Source organism: Flavobacterium cupriresistens (genome assembly GCF_020911925.1).
GTDB lineage: Bacteria > Bacteroidota > Bacteroidia > Flavobacteriales > Flavobacteriaceae > Flavobacterium > Flavobacterium cupriresistens.
The window spans coordinates 927,713-945,988 of the sequence record NZ_CP087134.1 but is presented as its reverse complement, the minus strand read 5'-3'; the positions used below and the strand labels follow the sequence as shown (position 1 = coordinate 945,988).

The 18,276-nt window shown below is 38.1% G+C and carries 12 protein-coding genes; 8 read left to right on the top strand and 4 right to left on the bottom strand.

The features are described 5' to 3' along the window. Positions 1–165: 165 nt before the first annotated feature. The 4 genes from LNP23_RS04250 (at position 166) to LNP23_RS04235 (ending at position 3,151) form a co-directional block, all read left to right on the top strand. On the top strand, positions 166–630 hold the full coding sequence (locus LNP23_RS04250; protein WP_230003956.1) for a thioredoxin family protein: 465 nt from the start codon (positions 166–168) through the stop codon (positions 628–630). 18 nt (positions 631–648) lie between these two features. Continuing rightward, complete coding sequence (locus LNP23_RS04245) at positions 649–1,842, top strand: lycopene cyclase family protein (protein ID WP_230005133.1); 1,194 nt, start codon at positions 649–651, stop codon at positions 1,840–1,842. A 3-nt stretch (positions 1,843–1,845) separates the two neighbouring features. After that, on the top strand, positions 1,846–2,643 hold the full coding sequence (locus LNP23_RS04240; RefSeq protein ID WP_230003954.1) for a tetratricopeptide repeat protein: 798 nt from the start codon (positions 1,846–1,848) through the stop codon (positions 2,641–2,643). 97 nt (positions 2,644–2,740) lie between these two features. Then, positions 2,741–3,151, top strand: a complete 411-nt coding sequence (locus tag LNP23_RS04235) for a BrxA/BrxB family bacilliredoxin (protein WP_029271207.1) — start codon at positions 2,741–2,743, stop codon at positions 3,149–3,151. A gap of 1,152 nt (positions 3,152–4,303) precedes the next feature. On the opposite strand, the gene LNP23_RS04230 is transcribed toward LNP23_RS04235, so the two are convergent. Genes LNP23_RS04230 through LNP23_RS04220 form a run of 3 tightly spaced genes read right to left on the bottom strand, consistent with a single transcriptional unit; the run spans position 4,304 to position 9,963 of the window. Then, on the bottom strand, positions 4,304–5,671 hold the full coding sequence (locus tag LNP23_RS04230) for a TolC family protein (protein WP_230003952.1): 1,368 nt from the start codon (positions 5,669–5,671) through the stop codon (positions 4,304–4,306). Next, positions 5,668–8,811 carry an efflux RND transporter permease subunit gene (locus LNP23_RS04225; RefSeq protein ID WP_230003950.1) on the bottom strand — a complete coding sequence of 1,048 codons (3,144 nt, stop codon included), beginning with the start codon at positions 8,809–8,811 and terminating at the stop codon, positions 5,668–5,670. Before LNP23_RS04225 ends, LNP23_RS04230 begins: the two co-directional genes overlap by 4 nt. Before the next feature lie 3 nt (positions 8,812–8,814). Beyond that, positions 8,815–9,963, bottom strand: a complete 1,149-nt coding sequence (locus LNP23_RS04220; RefSeq protein ID WP_230003948.1) for an efflux RND transporter periplasmic adaptor subunit — start codon at positions 9,961–9,963, stop codon at positions 8,815–8,817. Between the two features lie 219 nt (positions 9,964–10,182). Here LNP23_RS04220 and trhO point away from each other — a divergent pair, with 219 nt between their 5' ends. Next, positions 10,183–11,550, top strand: coding sequence for an oxygen-dependent tRNA uridine(34) hydroxylase TrhO (gene trhO, locus LNP23_RS04215; RefSeq protein WP_047776924.1), 1,368 nt, complete (start codon positions 10,183–10,185; stop codon positions 11,548–11,550). 177 nt (positions 11,551–11,727) lie between these two features. Here the strand turns inward: trhO and LNP23_RS04210 are convergent, their stop codons facing one another. After that, positions 11,728–13,743, bottom strand: coding sequence for a T9SS type B sorting domain-containing protein (locus LNP23_RS04210; protein ID WP_230003947.1), 2,016 nt, complete (start codon positions 13,741–13,743; stop codon positions 11,728–11,730). A gap of 379 nt (positions 13,744–14,122) precedes the next feature. Between LNP23_RS04210 and LNP23_RS04205 the strand changes: the two genes are divergently transcribed. From LNP23_RS04205 to LNP23_RS04195, 3 genes are read left to right on the top strand one after another with little or no spacing between them, the layout of a single operon-like run. After that, positions 14,123–15,484 (top strand): PSP1 domain-containing protein, encoded by a 1,362-nt coding sequence (locus LNP23_RS04205; RefSeq protein ID WP_230003945.1) that lies wholly within the window; start codon positions 14,123–14,125, stop codon positions 15,482–15,484. Then, a complete protein-coding gene (locus tag LNP23_RS04200) occupies positions 15,468–15,947 on the top strand; it encodes a gliding motility lipoprotein GldH (protein ID WP_047776931.1) in 480 nt (159 codons plus the stop codon). Before LNP23_RS04205 ends, LNP23_RS04200 begins: the two co-directional genes overlap by 17 nt. A gap of 12 nt (positions 15,948–15,959) precedes the next feature. Then, positions 15,960–18,266, top strand: coding sequence for a penicillin-binding protein 1A (locus LNP23_RS04195; RefSeq protein ID WP_047776933.1), 2,307 nt, complete (start codon positions 15,960–15,962; stop codon positions 18,264–18,266). Positions 18,267–18,276: the final 10 nt, after the last annotated feature.

Here is an 18,276-nt window from a genome sequence, read left to right as displayed (position 1 = left end):
AATTTTGAACACGAATTACACGAATTTTCACGAATTGTTTTTATTTATTATGCTTTGAGATAAGAATAAGTTACACCACAGACCTCACAGATTTAGAAAAGAATATTCAGAACAAGCTTAATCCTTTTAATCTGTGAAATCAGTGGCAAAAAAAACAACACCAAAATGGGAAAGCTGACCCTTATTATCTTCTTCCTTGGAATTACTTCAACAGGATTCTGCCAGCTCAAAAGCACTCCGTTTGAGGCGATTGACAGCTTGCAGCAAATTCAAAAGAAAAATGTGATTGTTTTTATCCATACCGATTGGTGTCAGTTTTGTCAGCGAATGAAAAGTATGACCTTCAACAATCACGAAATCATAGACAAGTTGAATTCGGATTTTTATTTTATTGATTTGAATGCAGAAGAAAAAAGAGACATTTCGTTTAATAATCAGGTTTTCAAATACCGGCCCTCGGGTAATAATGTGGGCATAAACGAGCTGGCCGTTCAGTTAGGAACGATTAATAAACAAATTGCGTATCCGGTTTTGTGTGTTTTGAATGCGAATAATGAAATCATTCTCCAGTATAACAGCTACTTAAATGAGGCGGATTTTAAACTGTTTTTAGAAATAGCAAAAGAATAAAATTTCTTATTTTTGAACATGCATTCCTCACAAATCAAACATTTCGACTACATTTTCACCGGAACAGGTCTCTCGGCTTTAATGACGGTTTATAAAATGGTTTTGTCCGGTAAATTCAGCACCAAATCGATTTTGTTGTTAGATGCAAGTTCAAAACAATCCAATGACAGAACCTGGTGTTTTTGGTCGGAGGAGGAAACGATTTGGGATTCGGTTATTTCAAAAAAGTGGGATGCTGCTTTGTTTGCCAATCAGGATTTTAAACGCGATTTAGACCTTCGTCCTTATCAGTACAATCAGATTAGAGGTTTGGATTTTTATAGCTTTGTTTTGAAAGCTCTTTTAAAAGAATCAAACATTACTTTTTTAACAGATAAAGTAACCGATATCAACGAACTCGATACCCATGTTTATGTTGGTACAGAAGATAACAGCTACACTTGCAGTCACTTATTCAATAGCATTTACACTAAAGCTTTTGCTGAAAATCAATCCCAATATGCCGTTTTGCAACAGCATTTTATAGGTTGGCTGGTCAAGAGCGAATCGGAGATCTTCAATCCGGAGCAAGTTACTTTTATGGATTTCTCGGTAGAACAAAAAGAGAATACCCGTTTTATGTATGTTTTGCCAATATCAAAAACAGAGGCCTTGGTTGAGTATACACTATTTTCGGAGAAATTACTTCCGGAAGAAGAGTATGAAAAGGAGATTCAAAACTATTTAAAGAATTTAGGCGCAACTGCGTATGAAATTCTGGAAAAGGAGCAGGGAAGTATTCCAATGACCTGTTTTCCTTTTTGGGAGCGAAATACCAAACGAGTGCTTAATATCGGTACTGCCGGCGGATGGACAAAGGCGAGTACAGGATATACATTTAAAAATTCGGATAAAAAATCAACGGAACTGGTGGCATTTTTGTTAGATAATCCTTCCACTTCATTGAAAATGAAAGATTTTCATAAAAAGAGCCGATTTTGGTTTTACGATCTGTTGTTGCTGGATATTCTCTATCGCCATAATGAACTAGGGAATCGTATTTTTTCTGCCCTATTCAAAAAAGGAAATCCGGTTTTTATTTTTAAATTTTTGGATGAAGAAACGACATTAATTCAAGATGTTAAAGTTATTTTAAAGTGCCCCAAAACACCATTTATTAAAGCGTTATTTGGGTTGATTTTTCTTTCAAATAAATACAACCAAAACCAATAAACTTTGAAAAATACCATTTTAGGACTAAGTTTCCTTTTTACCCTTTTGTCCTTTGGGCAAGTTTCTGTAAACAAAGCACATGATGCTATTATAGAAGAATTTTTGACGAATGGAGCCGAAAAACACAACTACATTTTTGAAATGACCGAATGGCAAAATTGCCTCGATGAAGGTTTGAAAAAAGACAGCACAGTTGCTCAATTATGGCAGCAAAAGGCGATGCCCTATTTTAAATGTAGAAAGTATGAAGTAGGAATGACATTTTTAGACAAAGCCGTTTTGTATGATAAACAAGAATGGCTACCCTATCGTGGTTTTATGAAATGCATCTTTTCAAAGAATTACAAAGAAGCAATCGCCGATTTTGAGGAATGTATCAAACTGTATGGTAACGGGTACAGAATGGACCATTCGTATCGTTTTTATATTGGACTTTGTTACTTACAGTTGAATGAATATGAAAAAGCCGAAAAAATTATAGGTGACTATGTAGATGATATTTATACTAACAGGCAGCAATTAGAACATCCGACAGCCTATTTTTACCAAGGAATTGCCAAATATGAATTGAAGAAGTGGGACGAAGCAATTGCCGTTTTTGATAAAGCACTGAAGATTTACCCTGAATTTTCGGATGTAAAGTATTATAAAGCCATTTGTTGGCTGAAACAAGGGAAATCCAGAGTAGAGGTCGTGGCATTAATTGATAGCGCAAAAGAAGATGCTGCTAAAGGATTTACGATAAATGAAGATAATACCGTTTATGAAACCTATCCGTACCAAGTGAAGTTTAGGAAATAACAATCGAACTATAACAAAACTTTATACCTCAAATTAAGTAGTTGCCGCTAAACTTTGTAACTTTGCAGTTCAAAAGTAAAATTTAAAAAATAAAAATATGTATCCAGAAGAAATGGTAAAACCAATGCAGGCTGAACTTACTGCTGCAGGTTTTCAAGATTTACATAGTGCTGACGCTGTTGATAATGCTATTAAAGCTGAAGGTACCACTTTGGTTGTTGTAAACTCTGTTTGTGGTTGTGCTGCAAGAAATGCACGTCCGGGAGCAAAAATGAGTTTAGAAGGAGCTAAAAAACCGGATCATTTGATCACCGTTTTTGCTGGTGTTGACAAAGAAGCGGTTGATGCTGCAAGACAACATATGTTTCCTTTTCCTCCATCATCGCCAAGTATGGCTTTGTTCAAAAACGGAGAATTGGTTCACATGTTAGAGCGTCACCATATTGAAGGCCGTCCAGCTGAATTGATCGCGGAAAACTTGCAAGACGCGTTTAACGAGTATTGCTAGTCTGAGAAGCTAAGTTTCTTAGATACTAAGATTTTATAAAAAAGAGTGCGTTTCATCATGAAATGCACTCTTTTTTTTGTTTTTTGGATTCCAGGCAGTAGTAAGAATTCTCGAATGCTTATTTTGATTTTAAGAGTTTCCGCTTTTAATTAAATACTTGAAGCTGTCCCCCTGAGCGAAGTCGAAGGGTTACGCAAAGTTTTTTTGCACGCAGATTTAGCAGATTTAGCGGATCTGTGCGAATGTTTTTTGCGCAAACACATCGATTTCAATTGTGTAATAAGAAGAAAATCTGCCAAATCTGCGTGCGAGATGTTCTTCTTTTAATTTGGGATTTTCAGGGTTTTATTAAATACTCAGAGCTGTCCTCCTGAGCGAAGTCGAAGGATTATGCGCGGTGTTTTGTATTTCTCGCAGAGCCGCAAAGTTTTTTTCTCGCAGATTTAGCAGATTAAGCGGATCTGTTCGAATGTTTTTTGCGCAAACACATCGATTTCAATTGTACCAATAAGAAAAAAATCTGCTCAATCTGCCAAATCTGCGTGCGAGAGCTTCTTCTTTTAATTTGGGATTTTCAGGGTTTTATTAAATACTCAGAGCTGTCCCCCTGAGCGAAGTCGAAGGACTATGCGCGGTGTTTTGTATTTCTCGCAGAGCCGCAAAGTTTTTTTTTCGCAGATTTAGCAGATTAAGCGGATCTGTTCGAATGTTTTTTGCGCAAACACATCGATTTCAATTGTACCAATAAGAAAAAAATCTGCTCAATCTGCCAAATCTGCGTGCGAGCTCTTCATCTTTTAATTTTGGGATTTTCAGAGTTTTATTAAATACTCAGAGCTGTCCTCCTGAGCGAAGTCGAAGGATTATGCGCGGTGTTTTTTTTCTCGCAGAGCCGCAAAGTTTTTAGCACGCAGATTTAGCAGATTAAGCGGATCTGTGCGAATGTTTTTTGAACTAACACACCGATTTCAATTGTATGAATAAGAAAAAAATCTGCCATATCTGCTAAATCTGCGTGAAAAAACCTCTCTCTATTATTTGCAACATTGTTGCGTTATGTGTATTGATTCGTTTTAAATTGCTGTTAATAAGTGTTTTAGTTATGTGATTTTTTGTTTTAACATCTCACAAATTTCCAAAAGAGACAATGCCCTAATTCCATCCGCCGCCAAGTGCTTTATACAACAGAACCATCGAACTCAACTGTTTCTGGGTTAATTGCGAAAGACTTAATTGTGCTTCAAATAAGGAACGTTGGGCGTCCAGAACTTCGAGGTATGAAACATATCCGTTGTAATATCTGGCGTTAGATAAGTCGTAGTTTTTTTGCGCGGCTACAATTTGTCTGTTTCGGGCGGTCCATTCTTCTTTGTACATGGCTACGTTTTGCAAGGCGTTTTCTACTTCTGAGATGGCTATTAAATACGTTTTCTGAAAAACCAGTTTGTTTTCTTCCGCTATCTGGCGGTTTACTTCAACACGGCGTTTATTTTTTCCAAAGTTAAACAATGGTCCACTAACGCCGGCTCCAATATTCTGGAGGTAAGAAGCATCAGTAAACAAATCACCAATCGTTGGACTTACAAAACCTGCAAGCGCTGCAATATTAAACGATGGATACCGCATCGCTTGTGCAACACCAATTCTTTCGTTGGAAGCGCGGTACAAAAGTTCCGTTCTTTTTACATCAGGACGGTTTTCTAATAAGGCCGAAGGTACCGAAGTCGGAAATGTAGACAAAATCAATAAATCATTGTTGGTTTTACCTCTTTCGATAGGAGCGGGAACCTGGCCTATTAGTACCGAAATGGAGTTTTCTAAAGCTGTAATCTGTCTTTTAATCAATGGAATATTGGCTTCTGCAATTGCGACCTGTTGTTCGATTTGTACTTTATCTAATTCCGCAACATAACCGCTTTTGAATCTTTCGTTAATGATATCATATGCTTTTTGTCTGGTTTCTAAAGTGTGTTGCGTGATTTCCAGTTGATTATCGAAATCACGTAATTCAAAATACGAAACAGCAATGGTGCTGACAATAGTGGAAAGCACTACTTTTCGGGCTTCATCAGTTGCCAGAAGTTCACTTTGTAGCGCTTTGTTTTGATGACGAAATTTCCCCCAAAAATCCAACTCCCAGGACATATTGGCGGTCAAGGAAGTTTGCTGCAGAAAAGTCTGGGCGCTATTTACCTGACCTGAATACTGAAAGGACGGATATAAATCGGCTTTGGCAATGCCTAAATTAGCTTTTGCCTGTTCCAGACGTGCTAAAGCAATTTTTAAATCATAATTATTCTGAATCCCTTTCTGAATCAATCCGATCAATACATCATCATTGAAAATTGTGGACCATTTTAGGGTAGTTACATTGGCAGTTGTGTCTGTTGTTTTGTTTCCGAATTGAAAACTGTCGGTTTTGGGTTGCTCTGGTTTTGAATATTTTGGACCCACCATACAGCTATAAGGAAAAACAGCTATTGCAAGTAATACGAGTACTAATTTTAGATTTTTCATCATTCTTCCTTTTTAGTTTCATCAATTTCTTCTGAAGGTTTTTTACCAAAACTTTCAATAAATACAAATAAGACAGGAATCAAACAAACTCCCAAAATTGTGGCAACCAGCATACCGCTGAAAACCGTTAATCCCATTACCTTTCTGGCTTGAGCTCCGGCACCACTAGCGGTTAAAAGAGGCACAACACCTAAGATAAAAGCAAAAGCGGTCATAAGAATAGGGCGGAAACGCAGTTTGGCGGCATATAGCGCCGCTTCTTTTACAGGCATTCCTTTTTCATACTCTTCTTTGGCAAATTCTACGATCAAAATGGCATTTTTCGCAGCCAAACCAATTAACATGACTAAACCAATCTGGGCAAAAACATTATTGACATAGTCGGGACTGATTAATCGGCAGAGGAACAGTCCCAGAAAAGCGCCGAAAACGGCAAAAGGAGTTCCTAAAAGCACGCTAAAAGGCAATTTCCAGCTTTCGTATTGCGCAGCTAAAATTAAGAACACAAAAAGCAATGCCATGAGGAATACTGTATTCCCTTTTCCTTCGGCTTGTTTTTCCTGAAAACTCATATTCGACCATTGATATCCCATTCCCGAAGGCAATACTTTCTCGGCGGTTTCCTGCAAGGCATCCATGGCTTCCGCTGAGGTGTATCCCGGTGCGGGAGTTCCGCCAACTTCGGCGGCCCGGTATAAATTAAAACGAGTTGTAAATTCAGGACCACTTTCTTTTCGGATCGTAGCAATACTCGAGATTGGAATCATTTTGTTGTCTTTACTGCGAACAAAAATCTTATTGATATCTTCCGGATTTACGGTATAATTTGGCGCAGCCTGTAACAGCACAATATACTGTCGGCCGAATTTATTGAACTCATTGATATATTGTCCTCCTAAACTTGCTCCGATAGCAAGATTGACATCAGACAACGAAAGATTAAGTTCGCTGACTTTCTCCCGATCAATATCCAGACTAATCTGTGGTACATTGGGATTAAAAGTGGTTCGGATGGTTCCGATTTCCGGACGTTTTTTAGCCTCTGCCATAAAACGTTGCGCGTTTTGATAGAGATATTGTGGCGTTTGTCCTTCTTTGTCCTGAAGCATAATTGTAAATCCGGCGGCATTTCCAATTCCGGAAATTGGCGGAGGTCCAAAGGCAAAAACAGTAGCTTCGGGAATTCCAAAAACCACTTTTCCATTTACCTCTTTGAGGATTTGGAAAACGTCTTGCTCGCGTTCTTTCCATTCTTTTAGCGAAACAAAAAAGAAACCATTATTAGTAGCAACAGAGTTTTTGATCAAACTAAATCCTGCAATCGAAGTATAGGAATCGATCCCTTCGTTTTTGGAGAGGATGTTTTCTACTTTGTCGATGACTTTATTGGTTCTTTCTAAGGAAGAAGCGCCGGGAAGTTCAATATTCACAAACATATAGCCCTGATCTTCTTCGGGAACAAATCCACCTGGAATTCTTCCACCTAAAAGAATAATGGCAACAATTAAGATTCCGATGAAAATAAAACTTCTCGTCATTTTCTTGATAAGATAACCGGAGAAACCTGTGTATTTATCGGTGAACGCACTAAACTTTTGATTGAAGGCTTTAAAGAATCGGCCTAACCATCCTTTTGATTCCTGATTGGGTTTTAACAAAAGAGAACATAAAGCCGGACTTAAAGTTAAAGCGCTTAAAGCAGAGAAAATCACCGATATAGCAATTGTAATGGCAAATTGTTGGTAGAGTCGGCCTGTTATTCCGGGTGTTAAAGCTACGGGAATAAATACTGCCGTTAATACAATGGCAATGGCAATTACAGGGCCCGAAACTTCTTTCATGGCTTGGTTGGTGGCATCCCTGGGCGACATACCCTGCTCAATGTGGTGCATGACGGCCTCGACGACGACTATGGCATCATCGACCACAATCCCGATGGCCAATACTAAGCCTAAAAGAGAAAGTACATTGACCGAAAATCCTAAGAGCGGAAAGAGCATAAAAACACCAACAAGTGAAACAGGGACAGTTAAAAGCGGAATCAAAGTCGCACGCCAGTTTTGCAAAAAGATAAAAACAACCAGAATCACTAAAATAATGGCTTCAAACAAAGTGTGCAGGATTTCATCTATTCCTTCCGAAATGGCAAGGGTCGTGTCTAAAGAAACTTTGTATTTTAGATCCTGTGGAAAGCGTTTGCTTAATCCTTCGATTGTTTTTTTGACATTTTCAGCAACTTCGAGAGCATTTGAACCCGGCATTTGTTTAATACCAATGGTTCCGGCGGGACTTCCGTTTAATTTGGCTATTGAAGCGTAACTTTCAGTTCCCAACGAAACGGTGGCGACATCTTTTAATCGAACCTGCTGATTGCTTAGATTTGATTTTAGAATAATATTCTCAAAATCTTCCGGATTTACCAGACGATCTTTAAGGGTTACATTATAAGTAAAATCGTTTTTGTCTTTTGCGGGTGGTGCGCCAAATTTTCCCCCCGGTGCAATCGCATTTTGTTCCTGAATTGATCGGACAATGTCGGGAACTGTCAGGTTGTATTTGGACATGATATCGGGTTTGACCCAAATACGCATGGCGTAACTGCTACCTCCATAAAGAGTTACTTCTCCAACTCCTTTAATACGGGCCAATGCATCCACAATATTAATGTTGGCATAATTGGTTAGAAAGTTATTATCGAAGGTTTTGTTGGGCGAATACAAGGACAAAATCAACAACGGCATGGCGAGAGACTTTTTGGTAGTCACACCGGTGGTTTTTACATCTTGCGGGAGTTTGTTGGTCGCCTCGGCAACTCTGTTTTGTGTTAACATCGTGGCGATATCCAAATCGGTTCCCATATCAAAGGTGATCGAAAGAGACATACTTCCGTCTCCGGTATTGGTCGATTGCATGTAAAGCATGTTTTCAACACCATTTACTTTTTGCTCAATAGGTGTCGCTACGGCTTGCTCGACATTTAAGGCATTGGCTCCACGATAGCTGGTGGATACCTGTACCAAAGGCGGTGCAATTTCGGGATATTGCGCAACAGGGGTCGAGAGTATAGAGAGTCCACCAATTAAAACAATAAAAATGGACAATACTATGGCGACTATCGGTCTTCGTACAAAAAAATTATCCATAATTTAGTTTTTTTGAGTTGAAGCAATTTGTTTCGGGTCCGGCACATAAGGAACCGGGACTACTGTCGATCCGGGCTGAATAAACTGATTTCCAATTATGGCTACTTTTTCATTCGCTTTTAATCCTTTGGTAATGACCCAATCGGTGCCGGTTTTTGGGCCTACTTCAACCACTCGTGTCTCGATTTTGTTTTGTGCATCAATTACAGAAACCTGAAAAAGTCCTTGAAGTTCGGTAACGGCTCTTTGTGGAATCACGATGGCATCTTTTTCGGTTCGGATTAAAACACGGACTTTACCAAATTGTCCCGAACGCAAAGTTCCGTCCGGATTTGGAAATTGTGCTTCAATGGTAACAGTTCCTGTCGTTGGGTCTATTTTACTGTCAGAAAAATTGAGTGTTCCCTTTTGAGGATGAAAACTACCGTCGGATAATATCAATTGAAGATCTGTGATTCTTTCGCCTATTTTCGTTTGTTTCTGATATCTGAGAAAATCAGCTTCGCTAACCGTAAATTGCACTCTGACTTTTTCGAGTTTTGAAACGGTATTCAATCGGGAGGCGTTGCCTAATTTAGTAATGTAGTCGCCTAACCTCGCATTCGAAAGGCCAATAACACCATCTATTGGTGATTTAATATTGCAATAACCTCTTTCAATTTCCTGATTTTTTAAACTTGCCTGTACACTGGCATAATTAGATCTTGCGGCTTTGTCTTTGGCAACTGCCGCATCGAGCTCCCGTTTACTTACCGCATTCATATCGGCCAGCGGTTTAATCCTTTTCAGTTCTTCATTAGCATTTACTAAATTACTCTGAGCAACAGCAACTTGTCCGCGAACCTGTTCGACCTTGGTTTCATATTCAAGTGGATCTATCGTATAGAGTAATTGTCCTTTTTTAACCTTTTGACCTTCTTTGAAATGAATTCCTGTTAAAATTCCATCTACTCTGGCGATCAGTTCAATGTCTAAGTCTCCAAAAGTCTGTCCGGCAAAATCTTTGTAGATCGGAACGTCTTCACTTTTTACGGTTACAAAAGGCGCCTGCATGGGCGGTGGCGCTTTTGGTTGTTCCTTTTTACAAGAACTTAAGAGGGTTAAAAAGATAAAGATTGGGAGCAGTGTTTTAGAGAGTTTTAAAGCATTCATAAGTCATAAATGTTAAAATTGTTTAACATAAATATAGTAAAAAAAGGCAAGCCCTTGATTGTTTGTGACTTATATTTCGGGATTCGGCCTCGTTTCTCTTAATTTTTAGATAAGAAACCGGCAGGGATTTTTAAATTGTAAATAAAGGTCTACCTTTGCAGCCGAATTCAGAATAGGAATTCATTAAAATATATCTCTTAACTTAAATCTGTTTATAGCATGCAACTGTATAACACTTTGAGCGCAGAAGAAAGAGCCATCATGATTGATGATGCAGGTAAACAACGACTTACTCTGTCTTTCTATGCTTATGCGCAAATTTCAAATCCAACTCAATTTCGTAATGATTTATTTTTAGCTTGGAATCCGCTTGGGGTTTTGGGTCGAATTTATGTAGCCAACGAAGGAATCAATGCTCAATTGTCTCTTCCGGCGGATCATTTCTATGAATTTAAAGATACCATAGAGCAATATGACTTTATGAAAGGGATTCGTTTGAATATTGCGGTAGAGCATGATGATCATTCCTTTTTGAAATTGACGATAAAAGTGCGTGATAAAATTGTTGCCGATGGTTTGGAAGATGAAAGTTTTGATGCCACAAACATCGGAATTCACCTGAAAGCCAAAGAATTCAACGATTTATTAGAGGATCCAAATGTAATTGTGGTCGATATGCGTAATCATTACGAAAGCGAAATCGGTCATTTTACACAAGCAATACGACCAGATGTAGATACTTTTAGAGAAAGTCTGCCTATTATCGAAGAGCAACTGGCAGAACATAAGCAAGATAAAAAATTGTTGATGTATTGCACAGGGGGAATTCGTTGTGAAAAAGCGAGTGCTTACTTTAAACACAAAGGTTTTGAAAATGTGTACCAGCTTGAAGGAGGGATTATAGAATATACCCGTCAGGTAAAAGCAGAAGGATTAGAAAGTAAATTCATAGGTAAAAACTTTGTATTTGATCATCGCTTAGGTGAAAGAATTACTGACGATATCGTTTCGCAATGCCATCAATGTGGAAAACCTTGTGATGTACATACCAATTGTGTGAATGAAGGCTGTCATCTGCTTTTTATTCAATGTGAAGAATGTGCACAGGCAATGGAAGGCTGTTGTTCTACCGACTGTATTTCTGTAATTCACTTACCGGAAGAAGAGCAAAAAGCAATCCGAAGAGGGATTAAAAACGGAAATATGATTTTCAAAAAAGGAAAATCAGATGTTTTGACTTTCAAAAACAATTTAGACCCATTAGCAGCTGTTCCGACTCTTTCTGATTTAGTGAAAACGAAAGCGGTTGCTAAAAAACAACCAAAAATAAAAAAACAATACATCGGAAAAGGAACCCACTTTTTTCCGAAACCTTCTATTGGTCAGTTTTTAATTGAAGAAAACGAAATCAAAATTGGGGATACTGTTTTAATCAAAGGATCAACAACCGGAGAGCAAAAATTGATAATTGAAAAGATGTTTGTCAATGATATTGAATCAGAAACAGCCGTTTCCGGTGATACTTGTACATTTCAATTGCCATTCAGAATACGATTATCGGATAAAATCTATAAAGTTCTAGACTAGGTAATTCTAACAAAAAAATAAAATAAACAACTCATGGCTCTCGTTGGGAGCTATGAGTTTTTTTATGCATTGTAGTGGTTGTAAAATCCTGTCCGGTTAAAATTAGAACCTATTTTTTTTGCGGTTTTTTGAACTGTACTACTCTTGTCAGTACTGATACGTTACTGCTGCTTACCTTTAGCGATATAAAGTAAAATGTCCAATAAAATCGCTGTCGTGCTTAGGTTCATTGAGGTTCAATGTATACCAATAATCACCCGTAGGCAATTCTTTTCCTTTATATTTCCCGTCCCATCTTTTGTTGTAGCTACAATTTGCTAGTGGTCGGCCGTAGCGGTCAAAAATAGTAAAGGTTAAATTTTTGTAGTTTAATTCACATTCTGGACCCCATTCATCATTTTGTCCATCTCCATTAGGTGTGAAATAGTTAGGAATGCACAAATCAATTTTAGTGTATTCGAAATATTTTGAAACCGATGCCGTACATCCATTTTCATCAGTAGTGTTAATCGTATACGTACCTGATTCATAAACGGCGAATTTGTTAGTCTGGCTGCCAGGCCCGTCGTTTATGGAATACTGATATCCCGGTTTTCCGCCACTTGCAGTTGCTACAATCTCATTTTGCCCATCGTCTGTTAAAGTTAAAGTAAGCGGACTAGCTAGATTATTTATTTTGATTTCGACATCCAGAAAGTTGCTTTCACAATTTGAACTGTTTATTTGCTTAACCTTGTAAGTGGTGTCAGATGAAAGGAGAGGAGTTGTAAATGTGGCACCTTGATAAAGTAAGTTTGTTCCTCTTGCATCGTACCAGTAAAAAGAGGCACCGGGAACTCCGGTGGCTGTAAGTGTGGCAGGTGAGTTATAACAGATTGTTTTATCGGTTACCACAGGGAGACCAAGATGGGCTGCGCTGATTATAACATCCAGAAAGTTACTTTCGCAATTCGAACTGTTTATTTGTTTAACCTTGTAAGTGGTGTCAGATGTGAGAACTGGAGTTGTAAACGTAGCACCTTGATAAAGTAAGTTTGTTCCTGTTGCATCGTACCAATAAAAAGAGGCGTTAGGGACTCCGGTGGCTGTAAGCGTAGCGGATGAATTACTACAGATTATTTTGTGGGCTACCATAGGGAGACTAATATTAGCTGCGCTGACTTTAACATCCAGAAAATTACTTTCACAATTCGAACTGTTTATTTGTTTAACCTTATAACTAGTATCAGATGATAGAATAGGAGTTGTAAATGTGGCACCTTGATAAAGTAAGTTGGTTCCTGTTGCATCATACCAATAAAAAGAAGCACCAGTAATTCCGGTAGCTGTAAGTGTGGTAGAAGAGTTATAGCAGATTGTTTTGTCGGCTGCCACAGGGGGATCAATATTAGCTGCGCTGACTTTAACATCGAGAAAGTTACTTTCACAATTCGAGCTGTTTATTTGTTTGACCTTGTAAGTGGTGTCAGATGTGAGAACAGGAGTTGTAAATGTGGCACCTTGATGAAGTAAGTTGGTTCCTGTTGTATCGTACCAGTAAAAAGAGGCGTTAGGGACTCCGGTGGCTGTAAGCGTGGTAGATGAGTTATAACAGATTGTTTTGTCAGCTACCACAGGAGAGTTAATAGAGGCTGTAAAACTTATGGCGTCCAGAAAATTACCTGCAGTTGGGTTTCCCGTTGCAGTTGCAGAAGATTCAAAGATAAATCGTGTTCTGGTTTGACCTGCCGGGACAGTGTAAGTTCCGGAGTATACTTTCCATTCTTTGGCTGTTGCGGCAGTTTTAATAGTGGTGTAAGGGCCTCCCGGGGGACCCACTTTTAATATCATGGTATCAACTCCAAATCTTCCCATGTGACTAAACGAATAATTGAAATGAGGCGTCGTAGAAGTGTCGTAATCCTGAAATAGACCTGAAGATTGATAGGCATTAAGTTCGATAAATTGATTTCCGGAATAGGCATTTCGACCATCGTAACCATTACTCCAAAACTCCATTATGTTATCTGTAGCAGTCGTTCTCCAGCCAAGTAAAGCTGCAGGATGCTGAGTTTGATTTATAAAAGCAATACTACCAGAAGCTATAACTGGGTATTCAAAATCTGAATTTGTAGTTTGAATCGTACATTGACTGTGTGTTAAAGAAGAGAAAAGAAAAAGAGAGAGAATTCCGGCTGATTTGATAGCGCTCATTATTGCCGAAATATTTTTTTTTCTCTTAAATAAGCGTTGGATTAAAGAAGATTTGTAAATTGACAGACTGTGATAGGTCAGTAGGTGAAGTTTTTTGAAGATCATATGGGAATACTTTGCAAATGGAACCTGATCTTAAAATTGAATTATTATAAAAACAGATTTGTATGGAATATTTTCTTGCAAAGAAAAATCCGATGACAATATTAAATCGTCCTTTTAAGCCAAAAAACTGGTGTAATACGGTAAAACATAAAGTTTTAACAATTAACAAGCCATTAGATTTAATCTATAAAAAGACAACTAAAAAAAATACTATCTTTACCGATCGAATGTTTATGAACTTAAGTTGCTTTTATGCAACACTACATATATAATTATGGCATGTACAAGTTGTTCAACCTCAGATGGCGGTGCGCCAAAAGGTTGTAAAAATAATGGGACTTGCGGCACCGATAGCTGCAATAAATTGACGGTTTTTGATTGGCTCGCGAATATGAGTCCGTCTAATGGAGAAGCAATTTTTGATTGTGTTGAGGTTCGTTTTAAAAACGGACGTAAGGAATTTTTTAGAAATTCGGAGAAATTAACATTAAGCATGGGTGATATTGTAGCAACTGTTGCATCGCCGGGACACGATATTGGAATTGTTACTTTGACAGGAGAATTGGTAAAAATTCAAATGAAGAAAAAAGGAGTTAATCCTGAGAGTAACGAAGTACCGAAAATCTATAGAAAAGCATCTCAAAAAGATATTGATATTTGGTCTGTAGCACGTGAACGTGAGGAGCCTATGAAGGTTCGTGCACGTGAATTGGCAATTCAGCACAAATTGGAGATGAAAATTTCTGATATTGAATTTCAAGGTGACGGATCAAAAGCTACTTTTTACTACACCGCAAACGACAGAGTCGATTTTAGACTTTTGATCAAGGATTTTGCAAAAGAATTCAGTACAAGAGTAGAGATGAAACAAGTTGGTTTTCGTCAGGAAGCAGCTCGTTTGGGCGGAATCGGTTCTTGCGGAAGAGAGCTTTGCTGCTCGACTTGGTTAACAGATTTCAGAAGTGTCAATACATCGGCAGCCAGATACCAGCAACTTTCGCTAAATCCTCAAAAATTAGCGGGACAATGTGGTAAATTAAAATGCTGTTTGAACTATGAGTTAGATACTTACATGGATGCCTTGAAAGATTTCCCGGATTACGACACTAAATTAGTGACTGAAAAAGGAGATGCGATCTGTCAGAAACAAGACATTTTTAAAGGGTTAATGTGGTTTGCCTACACGAATAATTTTGCAAACTGGCATGTTTTGAAAATTGATCAGGTAAAAGAAATTATTGCCGAAAACAAACAGAAAAATAAAGTGTCTTCACTTGAAGATTTTGCAATTGAGGTGACGGAAGAGCCTGAAAAAGATTTCAATAATGCAATGGGTCAGGAGAGTTTAACACGTTTTGATCAGCCTAAAAGAAAGAAAAAGCCAGCTCGAAAACGTAAACCCAATGCTGAGAATGCTGTCGTTGCAGCTCCCGAGAAACCAAAACAAGGGAGTAACAACAATAATAGCAATAACAATAATAACGCGAAGCCGGCCGGTGGAAACCAAAATAAAGGGAATAAGCCAAATAATAACAACAATAGGTCAAATCAATCGAATAAGCCCAAATCGAATGATGGTAAACCAGCCGAGCCAAGAAAACCTATAATTATTACTAAAAATGAGAATAAAAAATAGCGGTATTCTACTTTTGGTTGCCATTCTTCTTTTTTCCTGTGATAAAAAAAGAGTATTTGATGAGTATAAATCTGTCGGCAGTGCCTGGCATAAAGACAGTGTGGTTACCTTCAATTTGCCAGTTTTAGATTCTACCAAAAAGTACAATTTGTTTGTGAATTTGAGAGACAATAACAATTATCCTTTCAATAATTTGTTTTTAATTGTTGCTATTGAAACCCCAAGCGGATTCACGAAAGTGGATACCTTAGAGTACCAAATGGCAAATCCGGATGGGACATTATTAGGAAACGGTTTTACAGACATTAAAGAAAGTAAACTGTTTTACAAAGAAGATGTAAAGTTTAGAGGAAAGTACAAAGTACATATCAAACAAGCGGTTAGAGAATCAGGTAAAATTCCTGGTGTTCAGACTTTAGAAGGTATTACAGACGTAGGTTTTAGAATAGAACAAAAAGATTAGACGAATATATTTATGGCTACTAAAAAAAACAATGCAACCAACAACACTAAAGATATTAATTACTACAAAAAGAAATTCTGGAGAATTTTTGCTTATAGTTTATTAGGTGTTCTGGCCTTTTTCCTATTTGCTTCATGGGGATTATTTGGGTCAATGCCTTCTTTTGAAGATTTAGAAAACCCGGATTCTAATTTGGCAACAGAAATCATTTCGTCTGACGGAGTGGTGATTGGAAAGTATTTTAAAACCAACAGATCACAACTTAAATATTCTGATTTACCGAAAAGTTTGGTAGAAGCTTTGGTGGCTACCGAAGATGCCCGTTTTTACGATCACTCCGGAATTGATGGACGTGGGACATTAAGAGCTGTTTTTACTTTAGGGACAAACGGTGGAGCGAGTACATTAACACAACAATTAGCTAAACAATTGTTTCATGGTGAAGGGTCTAAGTTTTTGCCTTTCAGGATTGTACAAAAAATAAAAGAGTGGATTATTGCCATTCGCTTGGAAAGACAATATACCAAAAATGAAATTTTGGCGATGTATTGTAACGTTTACGACTTCGGAAATTACTCTGTTGGAGTGAGTTCTGCAGCGCAAACTTACTTTTCTAAAGACCCGAAAGATTTAACTATGGACGAATCGGCTATCTTAGTTGGAATGTTCAAAAATTCAGGGCTTTACAATCCGGTTAGAAATCCGGAAGGGGTAAAAAACCGTCGTAATGTGGTACTTTCTCAGATGGAAAAAGCAAAGATGATTTCTTCTGCTGAGAAGGTAAGATTACAAGCTTTGCCAATTGCATTGAAATTTAAACTGGAGAGCCACCGCGAAGGAACGGCTACTTACTTTAGAGAATATCTTCGTGATTACATGAAGAAATGGGTTGCTGAGAATAAAAAACCGGACGGATCGGATTACGATATCTACAAAGATGGTTTGAAAATCTACACTACGATCGATTCCAGAATGCAGCAATATGCAGAAGAAGCAGTTTCGGCTCACATGAAAAACCTTCAGGAGCAGTTTTTTATTGAGATGAAAAACAACAAAAACGCGCCTTTCTTAAATATTACGCAGGCTGAAACCGATCGAATTATGATGCAGGCCATGAAGAACTCAACTCGTTGGGCGATCATGAAAGACCTGGATAAAAGTGAGGAGGATATTATCAGCTCATTCAAAGTAAAAACAAAAATGCGCATATTTACCTGGAAAGGTGAGCGCGATACGATCATGACTCCAATGGATTCTATTCGTTATTACAAGCATTTTTTACAAGCTGGTGTAATGGCGATGGAGCCTCAAACCGGAAATATTAAAGCGTGGGTTGGTGGAATTAATTATAAATATTTCCAATACGATCACGTAGGGCAGGGAGCCAGACAAGTTGGGTCTACTTTTAAACCTTTTGTTTACGCTACTGCTATCGAACAATTAAATATGTCTCCTTGTGATTCTATACTAGATGGACCATTCATGATTCACAAAGGGCGTCACCACGTAACGGCAGATTGGGAACCAAGAAATTCGGACAACAGATACCGTGGAATGGTTACTTTAAAACAAGGTTTGGCGAATTCTATTAATACGGTTTCTGCGAAATTAATTGACAGAACCGGACCTGAGGCAGTTGTAGAATTAACGAAAAAATTAGGTGTAAAAACAGAGATTCCTGTACAACCTTCTATCGCATTGGGAGCGGTAGATATTACAGTTGAAGATATGGTTGCTGCTTACAGTACCTTTGCCAATCAGGGAGTTTATGTAAAACCACAGTTTTTAAGTCGTATTGAAAATAAAAGCGGAGAGGTTATTTACGAACCAATTCCGGAATCACACGACGTTTTAAATAAAGATATTGCTTTTGCGGTAATCAAATTACTGCAAGGAGTTACAGAAACCGGTTCAGGGGCGCGTTTGCGTACAGAAGGCGGTGGAAGTGGTGATAATCGTTGGACAGGTTATCCTTATATGTTCAGAAACCCGATTGCGGGTAAAACAGGAACAACACAAAACCAGTCTGATGGTTGGTTTATGGGAATGGTTCCAAATTTAGTAACGGGAGTTTGGGTTGGTTGTGAAGACCGTTCAGCACGTTTCAAAAGTTTGACTTACGGACAAGGGGCAACAGCAGCATTACCGGTTTGGGGTTATTTCATGAAACTTTGTTATGCCGATCCGACGCTTCAGGTTTCTAAATCTGATTTTGAACGTCCGGCTAATCTTTCTATAAAAGTAGATTGTTATAGTAGGCCTGCTGTAGTAAAAGATACAACACAAACAGATCAAAACACGGACGAATTCGAATTGTAGTCCGGTTTTT

What these genes read in the sequence shown, in the direction of transcription:
- LNP23_RS04225 (WP_230003950.1), bottom strand. Translation starts at nt 8,811, where the DNA reads ATGGATAATTTTTTTGTACGAAGACCGATAGTCGCCATAGTATTGTCC.
- LNP23_RS04195 (WP_047776933.1), top strand. Translation starts at nt 15,960, where the DNA reads ATGGCTACTAAAAAAAACAATGCAACCAACAACACTAAAGATATTAAT.
- LNP23_RS04245 (WP_230005133.1), top strand. Translation starts at nt 649, where the DNA reads ATGCATTCCTCACAAATCAAACATTTCGACTACATTTTCACCGGAACA.
- LNP23_RS04200 (WP_047776931.1), top strand. Translation starts at nt 15,468, where the DNA reads ATGAGAATAAAAAATAGCGGTATTCTACTTTTGGTTGCCATTCTTCTT.
- LNP23_RS04220 (WP_230003948.1), bottom strand. Translation starts at nt 9,963, where the DNA reads ATGAATGCTTTAAAACTCTCTAAAACACTGCTCCCAATCTTTATCTTT.
- LNP23_RS04205 (WP_230003945.1), top strand. Translation starts at nt 14,123, where the DNA reads ATGGCATGTACAAGTTGTTCAACCTCAGATGGCGGTGCGCCAAAAGGT.
- LNP23_RS04235 (WP_029271207.1), top strand. Translation starts at nt 2,741, where the DNA reads ATGTATCCAGAAGAAATGGTAAAACCAATGCAGGCTGAACTTACTGCT.
- LNP23_RS04250 (WP_230003956.1), top strand. Translation starts at nt 166, where the DNA reads ATGGGAAAGCTGACCCTTATTATCTTCTTCCTTGGAATTACTTCAACA.
- trhO (WP_047776924.1), top strand. Translation starts at nt 10,183, where the DNA reads ATGCAACTGTATAACACTTTGAGCGCAGAAGAAAGAGCCATCATGATT.
- LNP23_RS04210 (WP_230003947.1), bottom strand. Translation starts at nt 13,743, where the DNA reads ATGAGCGCTATCAAATCAGCCGGAATTCTCTCTCTTTTTCTTTTCTCT.
- LNP23_RS04230 (WP_230003952.1), bottom strand. Translation starts at nt 5,671, where the DNA reads ATGATGAAAAATCTAAAATTAGTACTCGTATTACTTGCAATAGCTGTT.